At 26.5% G+C, this 18,759-nt stretch carries 19 protein-coding genes and 6 pseudogenes; 9 read left to right on the top strand and 16 right to left on the bottom strand.

Annotated features, from left to right (window positions below; genetic code table 4):
• The first annotated feature begins 95 nt into the window (after positions 1-95).
• From AAHH39_RS02675 to AAHH39_RS02650, 7 genes and pseudogenes are all read left to right on the top strand, one after another.
• Positions 96-419, top strand: coding sequence for a hypothetical protein (locus AAHH39_RS02675; RefSeq protein WP_342218749.1), 324 nt, complete (start codon positions 96-98; stop codon positions 417-419).
• A gap of 209 nt (positions 420-628) precedes the next feature.
• The gene (locus tag AAHH39_RS02670; RefSeq protein WP_342218748.1) at positions 629-820 is read left to right on the top strand and encodes a hypothetical protein; all 192 of its coding nucleotides are present in this window, start codon (positions 629-631) and stop codon (positions 818-820) included.
• A gap of 2 nt (positions 821-822) precedes the next feature.
• Positions 823-1,113, top strand: a complete 291-nt coding sequence (locus AAHH39_RS02665; protein ID WP_342218747.1) for a hypothetical protein — start codon at positions 823-825, stop codon at positions 1,111-1,113.
• A gap of 15 nt (positions 1,114-1,128) precedes the next feature.
• Positions 1,129-1,692: a hypothetical protein gene (locus AAHH39_RS02660; protein ID WP_342218746.1), complete on the top strand. Its 564-nt coding sequence runs from the start codon at positions 1,129-1,131 to the stop codon at positions 1,690-1,692.
• Positions 1,680-1,796 (top strand): annotated as a pseudogene (locus AAHH39_RS13250) (IS30 family transposase); the annotation flags it as partial. The gene AAHH39_RS02660 and the pseudogene AAHH39_RS13250, both read left to right, overlap by 13 nt.
• A 15-nt stretch (positions 1,797-1,811) precedes the next feature.
• Positions 1,812-2,222 (top strand): hypothetical protein, encoded by a 411-nt coding sequence (locus AAHH39_RS02655; protein ID WP_342218745.1) that lies wholly within the window; start codon positions 1,812-1,814, stop codon positions 2,220-2,222.
• 9 nt (positions 2,223-2,231) lie between these two features.
• Positions 2,232-3,092: a hypothetical protein gene (locus AAHH39_RS02650; RefSeq protein WP_342218744.1), complete on the top strand. Its 861-nt coding sequence runs from the start codon at positions 2,232-2,234 to the stop codon at positions 3,090-3,092.
• 235 nt (positions 3,093-3,327) lie between these two features.
• On the opposite strand, the gene AAHH39_RS02645 is transcribed toward AAHH39_RS02650, so the two are convergent.
• The 8 genes and pseudogenes from AAHH39_RS02645 to AAHH39_RS02610 all read right to left on the bottom strand — a co-directional run.
• A complete protein-coding gene (locus tag AAHH39_RS02645) occupies positions 3,328-3,849 on the bottom strand; it encodes a hypothetical protein (RefSeq protein ID WP_342218743.1) in 522 nt (173 codons plus the stop codon).
• Positions 3,850-3,869: 20 nt separating this feature from the next.
• Positions 3,870-6,533 (bottom strand): cation-translocating P-type ATPase, encoded by a 2,664-nt coding sequence (locus tag AAHH39_RS02640; protein ID WP_342218742.1) that lies wholly within the window; start codon positions 6,531-6,533, stop codon positions 3,870-3,872.
• Positions 6,534-6,557: 24 nt separating this feature from the next.
• Positions 6,558-6,833, bottom strand: a complete 276-nt coding sequence (locus tag AAHH39_RS02635) for an aldo/keto reductase (protein WP_342218741.1) — start codon at positions 6,831-6,833, stop codon at positions 6,558-6,560.
• Positions 6,827-7,432 carry an aldo/keto reductase gene (locus AAHH39_RS02630; protein ID WP_342218740.1) on the bottom strand — a complete coding sequence of 202 codons (606 nt, stop codon included), beginning with the start codon at positions 7,430-7,432 and terminating at the stop codon, positions 6,827-6,829. Before AAHH39_RS02630 ends, AAHH39_RS02635 begins: the two co-directional genes overlap by 7 nt.
• 27 nt (positions 7,433-7,459) lie before the next feature.
• Entirely contained in the window at positions 7,460-8,110 is a 651-nt protein-coding gene (locus tag AAHH39_RS02625; RefSeq protein WP_342218739.1) for an NAD(P)-dependent oxidoreductase, read from the bottom strand.
• Positions 8,111-8,345: 235 nt separating this feature from the next.
• Positions 8,346-8,801, bottom strand: a pseudogene (locus AAHH39_RS02620) (IS30 family transposase); the annotation flags it as partial.
• A 171-nt stretch (positions 8,802-8,972) separates the two neighbouring features.
• Positions 8,973-9,461: pseudogene (locus AAHH39_RS02615) on the bottom strand (helix-turn-helix domain-containing protein); the annotation flags it as partial.
• A gap of 86 nt (positions 9,462-9,547) precedes the next feature.
• Positions 9,548-9,682: pseudogene (locus AAHH39_RS02610) on the bottom strand (IS5/IS1182 family transposase); the annotation flags it as partial.
• Between AAHH39_RS02610 and AAHH39_RS02605 the strand changes: the two are divergent.
• On the top strand, positions 9,664-10,203 hold the full coding sequence (locus tag AAHH39_RS02605; RefSeq protein ID WP_342218737.1) for a hypothetical protein: 540 nt from the start codon (positions 9,664-9,666) through the stop codon (positions 10,201-10,203). The pseudogene AAHH39_RS02610 and the gene AAHH39_RS02605 sit on opposite strands and share 19 nt — an antisense overlap.
• Before the next feature lie 55 nt (positions 10,204-10,258).
• On the opposite strand, the gene AAHH39_RS02600 is transcribed toward AAHH39_RS02605, so the two are convergent.
• From AAHH39_RS02600 to rpsL, 6 genes are all read right to left on the bottom strand, one after another.
• Entirely contained in the window at positions 10,259-11,056 is a 798-nt protein-coding gene (locus AAHH39_RS02600; RefSeq protein WP_342218736.1) for a hypothetical protein, read from the bottom strand.
• A 22-nt stretch (positions 11,057-11,078) separates the two neighbouring features.
• Complete coding sequence (locus tag AAHH39_RS02595) at positions 11,079-11,726, bottom strand: nitroreductase family protein (protein ID WP_252320126.1); 648 nt, start codon at positions 11,724-11,726, stop codon at positions 11,079-11,081.
• 102 nt (positions 11,727-11,828) lie between these two features.
• Positions 11,829-13,085 carry an elongation factor Tu gene (tuf, locus tag AAHH39_RS02590; protein ID WP_342218735.1) on the bottom strand — a complete coding sequence of 419 codons (1,257 nt, stop codon included), beginning with the start codon at positions 13,083-13,085 and terminating at the stop codon, positions 11,829-11,831.
• A gap of 103 nt (positions 13,086-13,188) precedes the next feature.
• Complete coding sequence (gene fusA, locus AAHH39_RS02585; RefSeq protein ID WP_338975629.1) at positions 13,189-15,291, bottom strand: elongation factor G; 2,103 nt, start codon at positions 15,289-15,291, stop codon at positions 13,189-13,191.
• Between the two features lie 15 nt (positions 15,292-15,306).
• Positions 15,307-15,774, bottom strand: coding sequence for a 30S ribosomal protein S7 (rpsG, locus tag AAHH39_RS02580; protein WP_174481359.1), 468 nt, complete (start codon positions 15,772-15,774; stop codon positions 15,307-15,309).
• 14 nt (positions 15,775-15,788) lie between these two features.
• Positions 15,789-16,211, bottom strand: a complete 423-nt coding sequence (rpsL, locus tag AAHH39_RS02575) for a 30S ribosomal protein S12 (protein ID WP_342218734.1) — start codon at positions 16,209-16,211, stop codon at positions 15,789-15,791.
• A gap of 405 nt (positions 16,212-16,616) precedes the next feature.
• Between rpsL and AAHH39_RS02570 the strand changes: the two genes are divergently transcribed.
• A complete protein-coding gene (locus tag AAHH39_RS02570; protein ID WP_342217612.1) occupies positions 16,617-17,576 on the top strand; it encodes a transposase-like zinc-binding domain-containing protein in 960 nt (319 codons plus the stop codon).
• Between the two features lie 88 nt (positions 17,577-17,664).
• Here AAHH39_RS02570 and AAHH39_RS02565 read toward each other — a convergent pair.
• Positions 17,665-17,910 (bottom strand): annotated as a pseudogene (locus AAHH39_RS02565) (transposase); the annotation flags it as partial.
• Positions 17,911-18,072: 162 nt separating this feature from the next.
• Positions 18,073-18,544 (bottom strand): annotated as a pseudogene (locus AAHH39_RS02560) (IS5 family transposase); the annotation flags it as partial.
• Between the last annotated feature and the right edge of the window lie 215 nt (positions 18,545-18,759).

Genomic DNA, 18,759 nt, shown 5'->3' with positions numbered 1-18,759 from the left:
CTTAATTATAGAATTAACACAATTTAATTTTTATATAAGTGTCCTTTTTAATTTTACAATTCAGGTTATTAAAAATAATATAGGAGTAGTTTATTATGGGTGTTGCTTTTATTTCAAAAGTTTTAGAATTATTTGGACAAATTTTTATGAAATTTTGAAATTTGCCAATGGCAGATTTAGGTTTTAATTTGGGAACTTTTGTTGTTTTTATTCTTTTAATAAAGTTTGCTATGTCAGTTTTTTTAAATATTGATATTCAGCCAGTTTCTACATCGGGTACTGTAAAGCAAAGTTATAGAAATATTAAAGGTAGTTCAAGATTTGTTGGTAAGCAAATTGCTAAACAACATGAAAGAAAACGTTTAATAAATAAGGCTAAGGGTGTTGAAAATAAAAAAGGGAAGTTTGTAGGTACTTAATTATGAGTGATTTTGTGAATAGTATATTGCATTTAATTTTTATATTTTCTAGTAATGATATTGGTATATTTTTAAATCAAACTAATATTACTGATGAAGTTTATATTTTGTTTAATTTGACTTTTTGGTTAGTATTAGGTGTATTTTTTAATTTTATTTATCGTAGTATTAAATTTATTTTTAGGTCATTGTTTGGGTAGGTGTTAGTTATGAGTGTTTGAGATATTTACAATAAAATACATCAATGTATAGTTGATTATTGAACTATGTTTATAGGAAGTCCAGTTGACCAATTTACTACTATTTTATGAAATTTAGTAGTTTATGGAACACAGTTTTTTATTGGATTTATTATATTTTATGGTTTATGATGAATTTTAAAATGTTTGTTTGGTAAATAATTATGTGATTTAAGTTTGCTAAATTGTTTTTTGTTGTAAATACTTCTGTTCAAGCACCAACTAGTTTAATTGCTTCAAATGACCCTAATGTCGTTAATTATGATATTACAAAAGAAATGGTTAAACATGTTAAGTATCATAATTTTGATGATTGAGCAACAATACCATGAAATTCTTTTAATTATGTAGAAAAGTATGGATGACCAAAAATTATTCATCAATTTACACTTAAAATATTATTTTTAATTAAAAATTTGTTAAAAGTAACATTATTTAGTGTAAAAATTCTCTAAAAATAACACTTTATCATGTATCATTACTTTTCTACAAAATTAAAGTGAAATTCTGCTTATTTTGATGTTGACCAACCGGATTTAAAATTAGTAAGTGGTGAATTTATAGGTAATAATGAAGGTTTATATACGTGTTATTATTATAGTGATACAGTTGGTGTTCCGTCACAAATGATAGATATGGGCACTGGCGTTTATACTTTTAATAGAAAACAATTAGATGAATTTTCACGTATTATGTTTAATCATAATTATGTTGCAAAAAATAATACTAATAATTTAAATTTTGTTAATACTGGTAAAAGTATTATAAATTTTCAAACACAGTTAAATTTTGAAATTGATAAACCTTTGAGTTTTTATATTCAAGGTTTTATGTTTTATTTTGAATATGAATATTTTAAAACTTTTACTGCTAATTTTACTTTTAGTTTTTTAGATTATGTTGGTGATACAAAATATGTTTTTAAAGGTAAAGTGGATAATGATATTTATCAACAAGATTTATATAATTTTGTTACTATGCCTATTCGTGTTCCAAATTTAAGACATTTAACAGTATTTTTTTTAATTATGTAGAAAAGTATGGATGACCAAAAATTATTCATCAATTTACACTTAAAATATTATTTTTAATTAAAAATTTGTTAAAAGTAACATTATTTAGTGTAAAAATTCTCTAAAAATAACACTTTATCATGTATCATTACTTTTCTACAAAATTAAAGGTATTTTTTGATGTTCATGGTGAATCAATTAGACCAACTTTTTCACCACAGTTGAATTTTGGTCAAATCAATATTTTTTCAAGTGAAAATATAACGCCAGTGCCACCAAATAGTCCATTTAACCCTGAGTATGAAAGACCAAGTTGATATGATGTTTTTGGTCATTTACGTAATGCTTTTAGATGAGTACTTTATGGAGTTGTTGGCAAAGTTTTACCAGTTGAGCCATTAAGACAATTTCTTTTTACAACAGATAGTTTATTACGACACATTTTTTCAGATACGATTAGTACTGCTTTAAATGTTGATATTGTTAGTGGAATAGAAAATATTATACCTTTATGATTGTTTGTTAGAGCAATTACTTTAATTGTAGGTTAGGAGTTTATTATGCCTTGATATGGTTATGTGTTATTAGTTATAGCTTTAATTATGATTATTTATCCAATTTGTATAACTATTCGTAATGTTAAAATTTTAAAACGAGTTGGTAGTTATATTATTTCAGCACCTCCAAGAACTGGTAAATCTGCTCTTGCTTGTTGTTTAGCACAAACTCATAAAAAACGAGTAGTTAGTCCTTTTCCTATTAAATTAAAAAATGGTTATTCTTATTTGGTTAATTATAATGATGTTTTTACTTTTAATCAGTTAGCAAGTAATTATGCTTTTGAGGAACAAGATTTAATAATTTTAGATGAATTAGCATTAAAGATAAATTCTAATGATTTAGGAATGCAGTTTAAAAATCAACAAGAAAGTTTAGGACAATTTTGTAAATTAATAGGTCATATGTTTAATGGTACAATGTATTTAATTGAACAACACCCTAATAGAATACCAGTACAAGCAAGAGAAAAAGTAGAGTATGTTGTGCAAGTTAAACGTATGCGTTTTTTGGGCTTTGTTGTTATATTTAATCTTAATTTATATACTAATATTGATGATTATAATAAAGTAGTGTTTTCACGGCGCAGAATAAAAAAAATGATTAAGAAAGGTATTATGCCTCCAAGTTATAGTGGTGAAGCAATGGCTATGACTTTATTTTTTCCTAGACACTGGTTAAAAAGGTATAATTCACGTGCTTTACATTATGTGCATGAACTTAAAAGTGAATTGTCACCTAAGAAATACCTTAAAGAAGCAAGTAGTATTGATATGACTTATAGTGATATTAAGTCTGCTGGTTTGGATAAATTGGATAATATTTTAAAGAAGAAAGATAAACCTAAAAATAAAGATAAATAAAAATAGTTATAGTCGCAGTGAACCTACTGCGACTATAATTTGGGTGAGCCACGTAGTGGCGAGGGACGTAGTCCCTATATACTTGATAAGGTAAAACTACTTTTGCTATCTATGGCGAAGGATGATATAAACTAATTAATTTCAAATTAAACTCAATTACTTTTAATAATAAATAATATTCTTTAGTTAATGGAGATAAACGAGAAAATCAAAGAAATTAAAAATATAACTTAAATTACACTTCCAATAAAAAATTATTTATTTTTTCAAAAACAATATTCATATTTAATTTCTTAGGTTTAAAAGAACCATTGTTATTAATTTTCATAAACATTTCTTTATACCACAAAGAAAGTTGTTCATAAAAATCTTTATTTATTTTATCCTTATTTTTAATTGTCATCATCATAATTTCAAATCAGTTTAAATTACATTTATATGGCTGAAAACCTTTTAAATCTCATTGTATGCAACATTCAATAATTAAAAAATCAGGAGTTGCAACAAATTCAAAATCATTGTATTTAGTATAACATTTAAATAATGAATTAACATAATGATTTCGTTTTTGCATTTCTAATTCTCATTTACATAAAAGTAAATTAAAGTAGTTGCGTTCCAAATCTAAAAATGGTTGCATTGCCATATTTGTAATTTTTTTATTTAAACAATGATCATACATTAGTAATTCCTTACGTAATGCAGTTAAACTCATATCTGGTGTATAACTAAATAATTCATAGGGAATAATTCTCATTATTAATTTTCCATTCTATATTATTTAACTTTTACTTTATTTTGTTCTTTTTTAATTAATTTATTAACTAAAAGTCTAATTCCTTTATACATTTCTAATAATCACATTGGTATTGTTGATAAAGCAATACAAAGTAATCAATCAACTGCACGAAAACCAGCACCAATACCAAAAGCATTGCTAACAACAGGTGTAAAAATAATAAAAGTATTAATAGCAAAAGCACTAATCGCCGCAACTCAAATATATTTATTTTTTCAAGTAATCTTATTAAAAATACTTGTATTAGCACCTGAAACAAAAGAAAATGCATAAAAAACAGGAGCATTAGTCATTATAACAAAAACAAAAACAAAACCTTCACTATTATTTTCATGTAAAATTTGAGGTAAAAAATGAAAAGCTAATAGTAACAAGGTACTTAATATTATACTAACAATACCAATAAATCCTCAACTACCAGTAAGAATTCTATCATTCCGTTTTGTTGGTTTTCTAAGCATTAAATCAGGGTTATTAGGTCCCATTGACATTGGAATTGCAATAACAGATTCAACAATTAAATTAATTCATAAAATTTGAATTGGTTGTAATAATTCATTTCATCCAAAAATAGCACCAATAACAATTGAAAATACTTGGGCCATATTAGTAATTAAAATAAAAATAACAATTCTTTTAATTTTACTGTAAATATTGCGCCCTTCTTCAATAGCATCAACAATAGTAGCAAAATTATCATCAGTTAATATTATTTGTGAAGATTCTTTAGCAACATCGGTTCCCGTAATACCCATCGCTACTCCAATATCTGCCGCTTTTAAACTAGGAGCATCATTAACACCATCACCAGTCATCGAAACAACCTTATTATGACTCTGTAATGCTTTAACAATCTTAACTTTATGTTCAGGAGAAACACGAGCAAAAACTCGATATTGATTAATATTAGCATTAAATGATTCTTCTGGAATATCATCAATCGTATTACCACTAAGTGCTTGTGTTTTATTTTCAATCAAACCTAATTCTTGACCAATAGCAACAGCAGTATTTAAATGATCACCAGTAATCATAATTGTATCAATACCTGCTTTTTTAGTTTTAACTAAAGAATCTTTAACTTCGTTTCTTGGCGGATCAATCATTCCAACTAATCCTAAAAAAGTTAAATTACTTTCAATTTCACTAATATTACTATAATCTTTCGTATTATTAACAGTTTTATAACTTGCTCCTAAAACACGTAATGCTGAATTTGACATTTCTTCCATACTTGCAATTATTTCTTTTTTAATTTGTGCAGTTAATACTACCCTTTCGTTATTAATAAGCGCATGAGTACAAATATTAATCATATTATCAACCGCACCTTTAACAAAAACATAAGTTTCTTTATCGTATTCATTAATTGTTGACATTAATTTACGATTGGAATCAAAAGGTATTTCATGAACTCGAGTATGTTTATCACTAAGTGCCTTTGTTGGAAACTTTAATGTTTCTGATCAATTAATAAGTGCTGCTTCTGTTGGATCACCAATAGTTTTATTTTTACTAACTTCACTATTATTACATAGTACTAAACAATCTAAAAATAATTGTTCTTGCTTAGTTTTCTTTTTAAAGTCATTACTATCATTAACTGATTTTGTTAAATAATATTTTTTAACAGTCATTTTATTTTGTGTTAAAGTTCCAGTTTTATCAGAACAAATAATGTCAACTTGACCTAATGTTTCAACAGCAGGTAAATGTTTAACAATAGCATGTTTTTTTGCCATTCTTGAACTTCCCAGTGATAATGAAACGGTAACAATAACTTGCAAACCTTCAGGTATTACTGCTATTGTTAAAGCAATTCCAAAAATTAAAGCATTAATAGCAGGTACTTTAATTAAGAAAAATTGTAGTAAAAACATAGCTAAACCTAATAATAAAGCAAAAACTGAAATTATTCTAATTAAAAAAGACATTTGTCGCGTTAATGGTGATTTAGGTTCTTTTTCTTCTTGTAATAACTTAGTTATTTTTCCAATTTCAGAAGTTTTTGCTGTTGCATAAACTAAACCAAGACCACTACCTGTCGCAATAGAAGTAGACATAAAAGCAAGATTAGTTCTTTCACCAATTGATAATTTTTCTTCAGTTAATGCTTCAGTAGTTTTACTAATTAAGGTTGATTCACCAGTTAAAAGTGATTCATTAGTACGTAAATTATAAGACTGAATAATACGCAGATCAGCAGGTACAAACATTCCCGCATCCAAATAAACCAAATCACCTACCACTAAATCTTTAGCATCAATATCGTATTTATTACCATTACGAATTACTAGTGCTTGTGAAGAAACTAATTTCTTTAAAGAGTCCAAAGAAGCTGCAGCTTTTACTTCTTGATAAGTAGCCAAAGTAGCATCAACAATTACAATTAAAAAAACAACTAATGCTTCTTGTCATTGACCAATAACAGTAGCAATAATTGCTAATGCAATTAATACTAAAACAAATGGTTCAATAAAATGTGCTAAAACTATTTTTCAAATTGGCTTTTTTTTCGTAACTGGTAATTGATTAGGTCCTGTTTCTATTAGCAATTGAGCTGCAGCTTCTTCAGTTAAACCTGTAACAAAATTAGTATTTAATTTTTTTGCTAATTCCTTAGTTGTATCATTTCAAATCACAATTATTTAACCCCCTTTTTAAATTTAATCTATCATAATTCCTTTTCAAAATTTTTTATCATTAGATTGTGGCCCTAAAGCAGTTTGTGGTAATTTTTGAATTTTTAACATTTCTTCTCCTGTTAGTTCAAAACCCCCAATATCGGGATTACTAATAATTCGCTCTGGATTAGTTGATTTAGGAATAACTACTTGACCCAATTGTCAAGCTCATCTTAAAGCAATGTGACTAGTAGTAACCTTGTATTTATTTGCTAATTCTTGTAATAATGGTATTTCATCTGCTCTACCACCTAGCATTGTTCTTCATGAAGTAACAGCAATATTATTCTCGTAACAAAATCTATTGTGTTTTTTTGATTAAAACCAGGATGTGTTTCAATTTGATTAATTGCTGGTTTTATTTTTATTTTTTTTAAAAAATCTTTCAATTGTGAACTATTAAAATTTGAAACACCAATTGCCCTAACTTTACCATATTCATAAAATTCTTCTAAGGCTCTTCAACATTCAAAACTTTGTTTAGTTGGTCAATGAATTAAACATAAATCTAAATAATCTAGTTTTAAACGAGTCAGGATACCACGCAAAACATCTTTAGTAAGTTCATATTCATGATTGTCATTTCAAATTTTAGAAGTAATAAATAAATCTTCCCTTCTAACTTCTGGATTTTCTGCTAAAAAATCTTTAATTGCATTACCAATTATCTCCTCGTTTTTATAATATTCTGCAGTATCAATATGACGATAACCATTTTGCAAAGCACAAATTACTGAATTATAAATAGATTTACTATCAACCATTAAATATGTCCCTAATCCAAATTGAGGAATTTTGACACCATTATTTAGAGTTATCGTTTTTTGTAAAATTTGTTCTTTTGTAAGTTTTACCATTTGTCTAATATCCTTTCAAACAAAATATTAATTATAACCCGCTGTAAAACGTTTTTTAATAAATTTTTTTTCTTTAATCTCATTAATAATAGCAATTGCAGCATCACCATAACTAATTTCACTTTTTCCTTCTTTATTAACAATTAAGTGATTGTTACCAATTTTAAATTTACCTAAAGTTGATAATTCTGGGTCATAGTATAAAGAAGGGCTGAAATATGTTCAATTAATGTCACTGCTACGATAAGTAGCTAATGCTTGAACTTGTTGTTGTGCATGCTCTTTTCATGCTTCAGGAAATGCACTTGTTTCTACTAATATTTCATTCTTATCATCTAACAAACTACCAGCACCACCAACAATTAATAACCTTTTAATATTTTGACATTCATGCATGATAGTAATTAAGTTTTTAGCAACTTGCTGATGAATATTTTGGGGATTATCAATAGTAGGGCCGTAAGCACTAATTAAAATATTAACATCATTAACAACCGCTTTAATACTACTTTTATTAGTAAGATCAGCTTTTTTAATGGTCAATCGATTATCATTATTAAGAATTGGCATTTTAATAGGATTTCTAGTAATGGCAACAACTTGATATCCCTGTTTTAAAGCTTCTTTAGTTAAGGCAAGTCCTGATTTTCCTGATGCTCCAATAATTCCAATTTTCATAGTTAGTACTCCTTTTCAAACTTAATTTTAACGAAGAGTCAACAATATACTATAGTAATTATAGCATAAGTACACCTTATATTAGGTATTAGTTTGGGTGTTAGTAAATCATAAAATTATTATTTTAATTTATAATATTGCTACTTTTACTCATAAATTTACAATTATATATAATAATTTAATTACAAAAATATTTTTAAAAAACCTGAATTGTAAATATAAATGGGACAGTTTTTTAAAATAATTGTATTAAATCTATTGGTCTTTTATAAGATAGTGATTTTCTGGGTGTAGAATTAATTTGAAATGCTATAGTATTTAAATCTTTTTGTTTATATGAAGATAGATCTGTAGATTTTGGTAAATATCTTCTTAAAATACCATTATTATTTTCATTTAAACCTCTTTGACAAGGTTTACCAGGATCTGCAAAATAAATCTTAACATTACAATTTTTTTCGATTAATTTTCATTTACTAAATTCTTTACCACGATCAAAAGTAATAGTTTTAACTGTTCCTTTTTGTAACTTTGAAATAAATTTTATTATACTTTTTGTAATATTTTCTGATTTATTATTTTTAGTTGCTAAAGGAATTGTGGTTTTTGATCATATATCAGCTAAAGTAATAATAGAACTTTTATGATCTTTACCAATGATAGTATCACCCTCTAAATGACCAAATTCTTCCTTTAATTTTGTAGAAAAGTAATGATACATGATAAAGTGTTATTTTTAGAGAATTTTTACACTAAATAATGTTACTTTTAACAAATTTTTAATTAAAAATAATATTTTAAGTGTAAATTGATGAATAATTTTTGGTCATCCATACTTTTCTACATAATTAAAAAATTCTTCTATATTTTTAATATTAGGAATGATTAAATTTCTTTCATGAATAGACTTACAATTATTAATTCTGCCCCTAGTTTCTTTTTGTTTGTGAGGTTTATTTTTTCCTTTTCTCAATAAGTTATTTTCATCAAAACCCATTCGATTTGTTTTAAACATGTTATATAAAGTTTTTGTTGAAATACTTTTTATTTTATTTTCCTTTAAAAAATTAGCAATTATATCAAGAGCATAATTTTTAGTAATTAACAAATGATTAATAGTATTAATTTCTATTAAAGTTAAAATTATTAATTTTCTACCTGCATTTTGTTTATTTTTTTGAATTTTATTCAATATTTCTAATGGTAATAAGTTTTGATTTAATAATCTACAAACTCTATGTACAGTTGATTTACTATAATCAATGGCTTTTGCTATTTTACGAATCGAAAATCCATAACTTTTATATTCTTTTATTGCTATTATTGATTCAATAGTCAGATACTTATACATTGTGCTAATTCCTTTCTTTTCTTAATTATAGAATTAACACAATTTAATTTTTATATAAGTGTCCTTTTTAATTTTACAATTCAGGATACATATAAAATTGCACAAAATACTTCATATAAATCTAAACTTCTTGGTTTTGTTTTCTTTTTGCTATTTTCTAAAATTGATTTTATGTTCTCAAATTGTTCTTTGGTGACATGACTTGGATAATTTTTATGCATATATACCTCTTATTTTAAAATATATAATCATTTTACATTATTTTCGAAAAGATTCTAAACAGGTTCTTAACCAAAAAAAATTTAAAACTACTTATATTCCAGTTATTAATAATATAAGTAAGGGGGAAGCTTGAGCAAATCCCGATTCTAAAATAAAAATAGTTAATCTTAATAAAGATAATAAAAGTGGAGAATTATCACTACCTTGGGGTCCAAATGGTACTAAAAAAGAAGTACAATATACTAAAGAAGATGTTTTAATTTGAGATGAAGATGGATATTGATATCCTTGCAAAAAATCAGTGTTTGAAAATACTTATTTAATTAGTCAATCTAAAACAGAACTTGAAGAACAATTTCAAAATTTACTTAAATTAACAAATAATAATGATAATTTAGAAACTCAAGATGTAAGTTCAAATAGTGAAACAAGATTAAATGTTAATGAAATTAATAATTTAATGTCTTTATCAACAAATACAACAATATATAATTCACAAATACCAAAAAATTTGAACTAAAAAAATAAAATGTAATAAAAAATATTAATTTAAATAATTAATATTTTTTATTTTCTTAATATTTATCACAAAAAGTATAAAGTAATGATAAGATTGCAGCGCCAATTAAAACATCATTTTGATTATGATTTGCTACTTGCGTAGTAAAACTAGGTAATAAACAAATATTATTAAAAAAATATTGATCAATAATTCTTCCAATATTATTATTTGTTAATGAAAATTGTTCTTTTAATATTTTACAATAATCATTATTATTTTTAATTAGTATTGAAGTTTTTTTAGTAGCACCAACATCAAGATGTAAACCTTTTTTATATAAAGGTAAATTTAAAACTTGATCATTATTTCAAATGTCATATAAATCAAAAATTTTATGTTTTTGAAAAAAATAACTAACTTTATTTTTGAATTTACTTTCATCATTATGATAACTCAAATAGTTTTTTAGCATTAATATCTCAGTTCTAGCACCAAGTAAAATCAAAGATTTAATGTTATATTTTAATAACTTATTAGTTAAAAATTTAAAAAACTGTTGCTGATGTTTAACAAGTTTTAAATCTTCATTTAAAATATTTGGTTGTGGAATAACAGTTTTAACGAACAAATGTAACTTTTTATTTTGTAAATTACTAACACTTAAATCTTCTTTTTTATTAATAATTAATAATGCAATTGAAAAAATTTTTTCAAAATCATGAGCATACGAATTGTTCTTTTTTTTATGTAATAAATTACGAAAAGTCTCAAAATCAAAAATAAGAATTGGATATTCAATCTTATCTAAAAATTTACCAATAACATTAATATTTAATTCAATATCTAAGTTATTTATTTTTAATTTTTCCATTGCAATACCTTTTCTAATACATTTATTTGATAAGCGTACTGATTTCACTAACTTCATTTTTAATAATTTTAGTTTTTGATGGATAACCATAACCAGCAGACACTAAAATTGTAACATGATACTTATTGGGTTCAATAATCTTATTTGATTCTAAGTAAGTTAATAATTGTTGTTCATTAAAACCACCTAATACAACATTATCAATTTCATGAGCAGTTAATAATAATAAAAGATTTTGTAATAAAATAAAAGTTTGACATTGTGCCCAATGATTTATTTGTGTTTTTTTGTCATGATCAAAGAAATTATTAAATGTTGATTTATAAATTTCGTATTGTGGTTTTGTTAAATTACGTCTTTTCATAACAGTATCAACAAATCATTGATTACTAGTATTGAAATTTTCACCACTATAACTTAATAAAATAAATAAATGTGAACAAGTACTAACTTGTTGTTGATTATTTATGATTGGTTGCAATTGTGCTTTAATTTTAGAATTACTAATAACTAAAATTTTTCATGGTTCTAAACCATATGAAGATGGGGTATGACGCACATAGTTAAGAATATCGTTAATTTTACTATCACTAATAATTTTACTAGGATCATAATTACGAATTGATTTACGATTTAAAATTAGACTTTCCAGCTCTTTAACATAAGGCATTGATTTGTCATCTCTTTTCTATAAATTAATTTTACTACTAAAATATTTTTAATTAAAAATCTTTATTCTCTTTTGAGAATAAAGATTTTTGATTTAATGTGATTATTTAATAACTTCAGTAACTTGTCCAGCACCAACAGTTCTTCCACCTTCACGGATTGAGAATTGAGTACCTTTCTCAAGGGCAACTGGGTGAATTAATTCAACAGTAATAGTAACGTTATCACCTGGCATAATTAATTCTGATTTTTCACCTTTATTAATAAAGTCTCCCATACTTCCTGTAACATCAGTTGTACGGAAATAAAATTGTGGTCGATATCCTGGATTAAATGAAGTATGACGTCCACCTTCTTCTTTAGTTAGAATATAAACTTCACCTTTAAATTTAGTATGTGGAGTAACTGATCCTGGTTTAGCAATAACTTGTCCACGTTGAATATCTTCACGTTTAACTCCACGTAATAATACTCCAACGTTATCACCAGCTTGTGCTTCATCTAATAATTTTCTGAACATTTCAATACCAGTAACAACAACTTTTTTAAGACCTTTGTTAATACCAATAATATCAATTTCATCATTAACTTTTAAAGTTCCACGTTCAATTCTTCCAGTAGCTACTGTTCCACGTCCAGTAATAGTGAAAACATCTTCAACAGCTAATAATACTGGTTTATCAACTTCTCTTTTTGGTGTTGGGATTCATTCATCCATTGCTGTTAATAATTCTTTAATTTTTTCTTCTCATTCTTTTTTACCATCTAATGCTCCTCTTGCAGAACCACGAATAATTGGTGTATCATCACCTTCAAATTCATACTTAGTTAGTAATTCACGAATTTCCATTTCAACAAGTTCTAATACGTCATCGTCTACACTTTCCATATCACACTTATTTAAGAATACAATAATTTTTTTAACTCCAACTTGACGTGCCAATAGAATGTGTTCACGTGTTTGTGGCATTGGACCATCAGTTGCAGAAACAACTAACACTGAACCATCCATTTGAGCTGCACCTGTAATCATATTTTTAATGTAGTCAGCGTGACCTGGACAGTCAACGTGTGCATAGTGACGAGTTGGTGTTTCATATTCAACGTGAGCTGTATTAATAGTAATACCACGTGCTTTTTCTTCTGGAGCAGCATCGATAGAAGCATAGTCCTTAAACATACCTTTATACCCATCTGCTTCATGTTTTGAACAATAACTAGTAATTGCAGCAGTTAATGTTGTTTTTCCGTGGTCAACGTGACCAATTGTTCCAACATTAACGTGCGGTTTTGTACGTTCAAATTTTTGTTTTGGGCCTGTTGATACAGGCTTTGATTTTTTTACTTCTTTTTCTGCCATTTTTGTTTCCTCCTTGGAAATAATTAATACTTATTTTTATTTAATTAAATTAAACACTAAGATAATTTTAAAGTAAAGTTATTATACTTTCAATTAAATTATTTTATTTTTTAGTAATTCTTCCTTTTTGATATTTACCAGCAACTGCTTCAGCAACTGATTTTGGTGCTTCTTCATAGTGTGAAAAAGACATTGTATATGTTCCGCGTCCTTGGGTCATTGAACGTAATTCAGTAGCATAACCAAACATTTCAGATAAAGGCACTTTAGCTTTAACAACTTTACTGTTACCACGCATTTCATCTGCTTCAATAGTACCTCTTTTACCAGAAATTTTACCAACAATAGAACCATAATATTCATCTGGAATAATAACTTCAACATTCATAATTGGTTCTAATAATACTGGTTTTAATAAATCTTTATTATCTTGTAAAGATTTAGAAGCTGCAATATTAAAGGCACGTTCTGAAGAGTCAACAGGGTGGAATGAACCATCATATAATGTTGCTTTAACATCAATAACTGGATATCCAGCAATTAAACCATTAGCTAATGATTCAATTAATCCTTCTTGTACTGGTTTAATGTATTCACGTGGCACTTTACCACCAACAATTTTATCAACAAACTCAAATCCTTTATCTGGATTTGGTTCAAATTTAATAATAACATGTCCATATTGGCCGCGACCACCTGATTGATGAATATATTTACCCTCAGCGCGCTCACAAACTGCTTTAATTGTTTCACGATAAGCAACTTGTGGATTTCCAATGTTAGTTGCTACTTTAAATTCACGTTTTAAACGATCAGTTAAGATGTCTAAATGCAGTTCTCCCATTCCTGAAATAATTGTCTGTCCTGTTTCTTTGTCTGATGAAACACGGAATGTTGGATCTTCTTCTGCAAGTTTTTGTAAACCTAAACTCATTTTTTCTTGATCAGCTTTTGTTTTAGGTTCAAGCGCTAATGAAATAACTGGTTCTGGAAATACCATTTTTTCTAAAATAACTTCATGTTTTTCATCACATAATGTATCACCAGTAGTTGTATCTTTTAAGCCAACAATAGCAGCAATGTCACCAGCATAAACCTTTTTAATTTCGGCACGACTATTGGCATGCATTTGTAAAATTCGACCAACACGCTCTTTTTTTTCTTTAGTTGAGTTTAATACATAACTACCAGATTCTAATGTTCCCGAATATACTCTAAAAAAAGTTAATCTTCCAACAAAAGGGTCAGTCATGATCTTAAATGCCAACGCTGAAAAAGGTTCTTCATCACTAGAATGACGTTCTACTTCTTTTGATGAAACAGGTAATATTCCTTTAATTGCAGGTACATCTAATGGTGAAGGCAAGTAATCAATAACTGCATCTAACATTAATTTAACACCTTTATTTTTAAAGGCACTACCACATAATACTGGGAAAAACTCAGCAGCAATTGTTGCTTTACGAATTACTGTCTTAATTTCAGCAACCGTTACTTCTCCTTCAGCATATTTCATAAAGAAATCATCATCAAAGTGAGAAAGTGCTTCTAATAATTCCTCACGTCTACTTGCAATAACATCTTTAAGTTCTTCAGGAATTGCAATTTCTTTATAATCCTCATTTGGTTTACCATCAAAATGGTATGCTTTCATCTCAATTATATCAATAATTCCATCAAAAGCATCTTCTGCACCAATTGGTCATTGAATTGAATGAGCATTAGCACCAAGACGATCTTTTAATGTTTGAATTGAATGAGCAAAGTCAGCCCCAATTTTATCCATTTTATTTGCAAAAACAATTCTTGGTACATTATACCTAGTTGCTTGATTTCAAACAGTTTCAGTTTGTGGTTCAACTCCAGTTTGCGCGTCTAATACGGCAACTGCTCCGTCTAAAACTCTTAATGAGCGTTCAACTTCAACAGTAAAATCAACGTGACCCGGAGTATCAATAATATTTATTCGATTATTTCTTCAAACAGCAGTTGTTGCAGCTGAAGTAATAGTAATACCACGTTCTTGTTCTTGTTCCATTCAGTCCATAGTTGCGGCACCTTCATGTACCTCACCAATTTTATGAATTTTACCAGTATGGTATAAAACTCTTTCTGTTGTTGTAGTTTTACCAGCATCAATATGAGCCATAATTCCAATATTTCTAGTATTTGCTAGTGAATATTCTCGACCTGATTTTTCTGCCATTTTCTCTCTCCTTTATTATCATTTATAGTGAGCAAAGGCTTTATTAGCTTCAGCCATACGATGAATTTCATCACGTTTTTTAATTGATGAACCATTACCAGTAGCAGCATCCATAATCTCAGCTGCAAGTTTATCTTGCATACTATTACCATATCTTGCTTGTGAATAAGAAACTAATCAACGAATTGCTAAAGTTATCTTACGAGTAGCACTAACTTCAATAGGAACTTGATAGTTTGCGCCACCAATTCTTCGAGTTTTAATTTCTAATTGTGGTGTAATATTAGCAATTGCCTTTTCAAATACTTCTAATGGTACTTGTTGGGTTTTTTCTCCAACAATTTTAAAAGAATTATAAACAATTTTTTGAGCTACACTTTTTTTACCATCAATCATAATGGCATTAATTAATTGAGTAACAATTTTTGAATCATAAATTGGATCAGCAACTAATTCTCTTTTAATAGCTTGATTTTTACGCATTTAGTTTTACCTCCTTATTTTTTATCTTTTGGTTTTTTAGTTCCGTATTTAGAACGACCTTGATTACGATTTACTACTCCGGCAGTATCAGAATACCCACGAATAACATGGTATCTAACTCCAGGTAAGTCTTTAACTCTTCCACCACGGATTCCAACAATAGCATGTTCTTGCAAATTATGACCTTCTCCAGAAATATAAGCAGTAACTTCCATACCGTTAGTTAAACGAGCACGAACAATTTTTCTTAAAGCTGAGTTAGGTTTTTTTGGTGTTCTTGTAGTAACTACAAGCGCTACACCTTTTTTTTGCGGACTGCTAATTGAAGAAGTTGTTTTTGTTAATGAATTATATGAAACATTTAACGCTGGTGATTTAGATTTGTATTTTTTATCTGTACGTCCTTTACTACGTAATAGTTGGTTCATTGTTGGCATTAATCGTTAGCCTCCTTTATTATTTTAAAGAATTAATTATAAACACAATTCCTAGTGTATCAAAATTTAGTCCAATAAGTATAATACCAGTTTTTAATAGTAATAGTCAAATAAATTTTGAAAAATAATTAGAAAAAAATGACACAATTTAATTTTTATATAAGTGTCCTTTTTAATTTTACAATTCAGGTATAATAAAATATTATATTTCTTATTCGTGTACTGTTACACCAGTTAATTAACAGCAACTGCAACATCTTTTGATTGACCAAAAGTAACTTTAATATTAACTGTATTGTCTCCTACAGTTAAATCTTTTAATTATGTAGAAAAGTAGTGGTATTAGTAAAATTAGCAAAAATATATTTTTATATGGTATTTTTAATATTAAAGAGGTGATTTTAAATGAATAAAAATACAGTAAAAGAAATTTTAAATAATTTGTCTGATAAAGATTTTATTGAGATTTTTAGAGAAAATAAAACTAGAATTAAACAAATTGAGAAAAAAGAAAAATTTGAAGCAGTCGAACAAAAATTCAAAGAGAAAGGGATTCAATGTCCAGATTGTAGTTCTTTTTTGTGTACTAAATATGGTAGTAAAGATTATAAGCAAAGATATAAATGTAAAAGTTGTAATATTACTTTTCATGCTTTTAAAAATCATTATTTTTATTGAAGTCATTTATCTCATGATCAATGAGATTTATTGATACAAATAGCTACTTTAGGTCAATCTGCTTACATTATTTCTCAATTTATTAATACTACAAATAAAACTGCCTGATTTAATCGTCAAAAATTTATGAAATCAACACAATTAGTAAAAACACAAAATCAATTTGTAAAATTAAAAGCTAGAATTGAAATTGACGAAACTTTTATCAAAGAAATTCATAAAGGAAACTTTAAAGATCCAAATGATCCAAAAAAACAATGAATTGAAGAAAATGCTAAAGATTTAAATTGTTGTATTCAAATGGCAATTGATGAAAACCGAAATATCTATGCTCAAACAACAAATACTAAAAGATTAAATAAAAAATGAGTACAAGAAAACTTAACATCGAAACTTATCGAAGAAAATTCAATTATAGTTTGTGATATGCAAGTATTATATGATACAGTAGCTAAACAAACTAAATCCACTATCCAGCAGTTTAAATCAAAAGAAAATAAAGAATTAAATTATAAAAAATTAAGTAATGTCAGTAAAATACAATCAAGTTTAAAAGAATTTATTACTCATTACCATGGCATTGGATTTACCAATATTCAAAATTACCTCAATTTATGGAAATGAAAATATCAACACTACGGATTAACCCCTTATCAAAAATCCAATGTGTTATATTTCAGTTTGTAAAAAAAATAAATCCCAAAATTTAATAAAATCAAATTTTAAGTCAAGTTGATGACTTTTTTTATTTTACCACTACTTTTCTACAAAATTAAAATAATCTTCTGTATTTTTCTAATCAAGCAAAGCTTCGTTCTACAATTCATCTTTTTGGTAATACTACAAAAGTATGTAATTCATTACGTTTTATCACTTCAACATTTGCATTTATGATTGTTTTGATTTCAGAAGCAAATTTTTCACCAGTATAACCAGCATCTACTATTATTTTTTGAACTGCAGAAAGATTTTCTTTTTCATTTTCAATCATTATTATAGCGCTATTACGATCTGTTTTTTCCTTTAATTTTGTAGAAAAGTAATGATACATGATAAAGTGTTATTTTTAGAGAATTTTTACACTAAATAATGTTACTTTTAACAAATTTTTAATTAAAAATAATATTTTAAGTGTAAATTGATGAATAATTTTTGGTCATCCATACTTTTCTACATAATTAAAAGTTTTTTCTGCTGTGGTTATGTAAATTGCATGTGGTAAACCTTGAGAATCAACAACAATATGACGTTTTATGCCTGAAATCTTTTTACCAGCATCATAACCTTTATTTTCAGTAGTATCTGTATTTTTAACACTTTGCGAATCAATTATACAAAAACTAGTTTGTTCTTTGCGATTATTATTGATACGAACTTTTTTAACTAATTTTTTTTAAAATTAATTGCAATACACTAGGTTCTTTACCATTATTTTTACTTCAAATTTGAAAATAATAATATACAGTTTGTCATTTTGGAAAATTTTTTGGTAGCATTCTTCATTGACAACCACTTTTTAATACATATAAAATTGCACAAAATACTTCATATAAATCTAAACTTCTTGGTTTTGTTTTCTTTTTGCTATTTTCTAAAATTGATTTTATGTTCTCAAATTGTTCTTTGGTGACATGACTTGGATAATTTTTATGCATATATACCTCTTATTTTAAAATATATAATCATTTTACATTATTTTCGAAAAGATTCTAAACAGGTTCTAATAGTTATTGAATCACCATTATAAATTTTACCATCAGGAGTAACTACTGCACTAGTAATTGGATCTCCTTCTTTTTCAGGAATATTAACTTTAACTGTAATACCATTTAAATCAATGTTTTTATTTTCTGGAACTGCTTTAATAGCT

Source organism: Spiroplasma endosymbiont of Amphimallon solstitiale (assembly GCF_964030965.1).
Lineage (GTDB): Bacteria > Bacillota_I > Bacilli_A > Mycoplasmatales > VBWQ01 > Spiroplasma_E.
The sequence above is the reverse complement of the archived record's forward strand: the minus strand, read 5'-3'. Positions and strand labels throughout refer to the sequence as shown.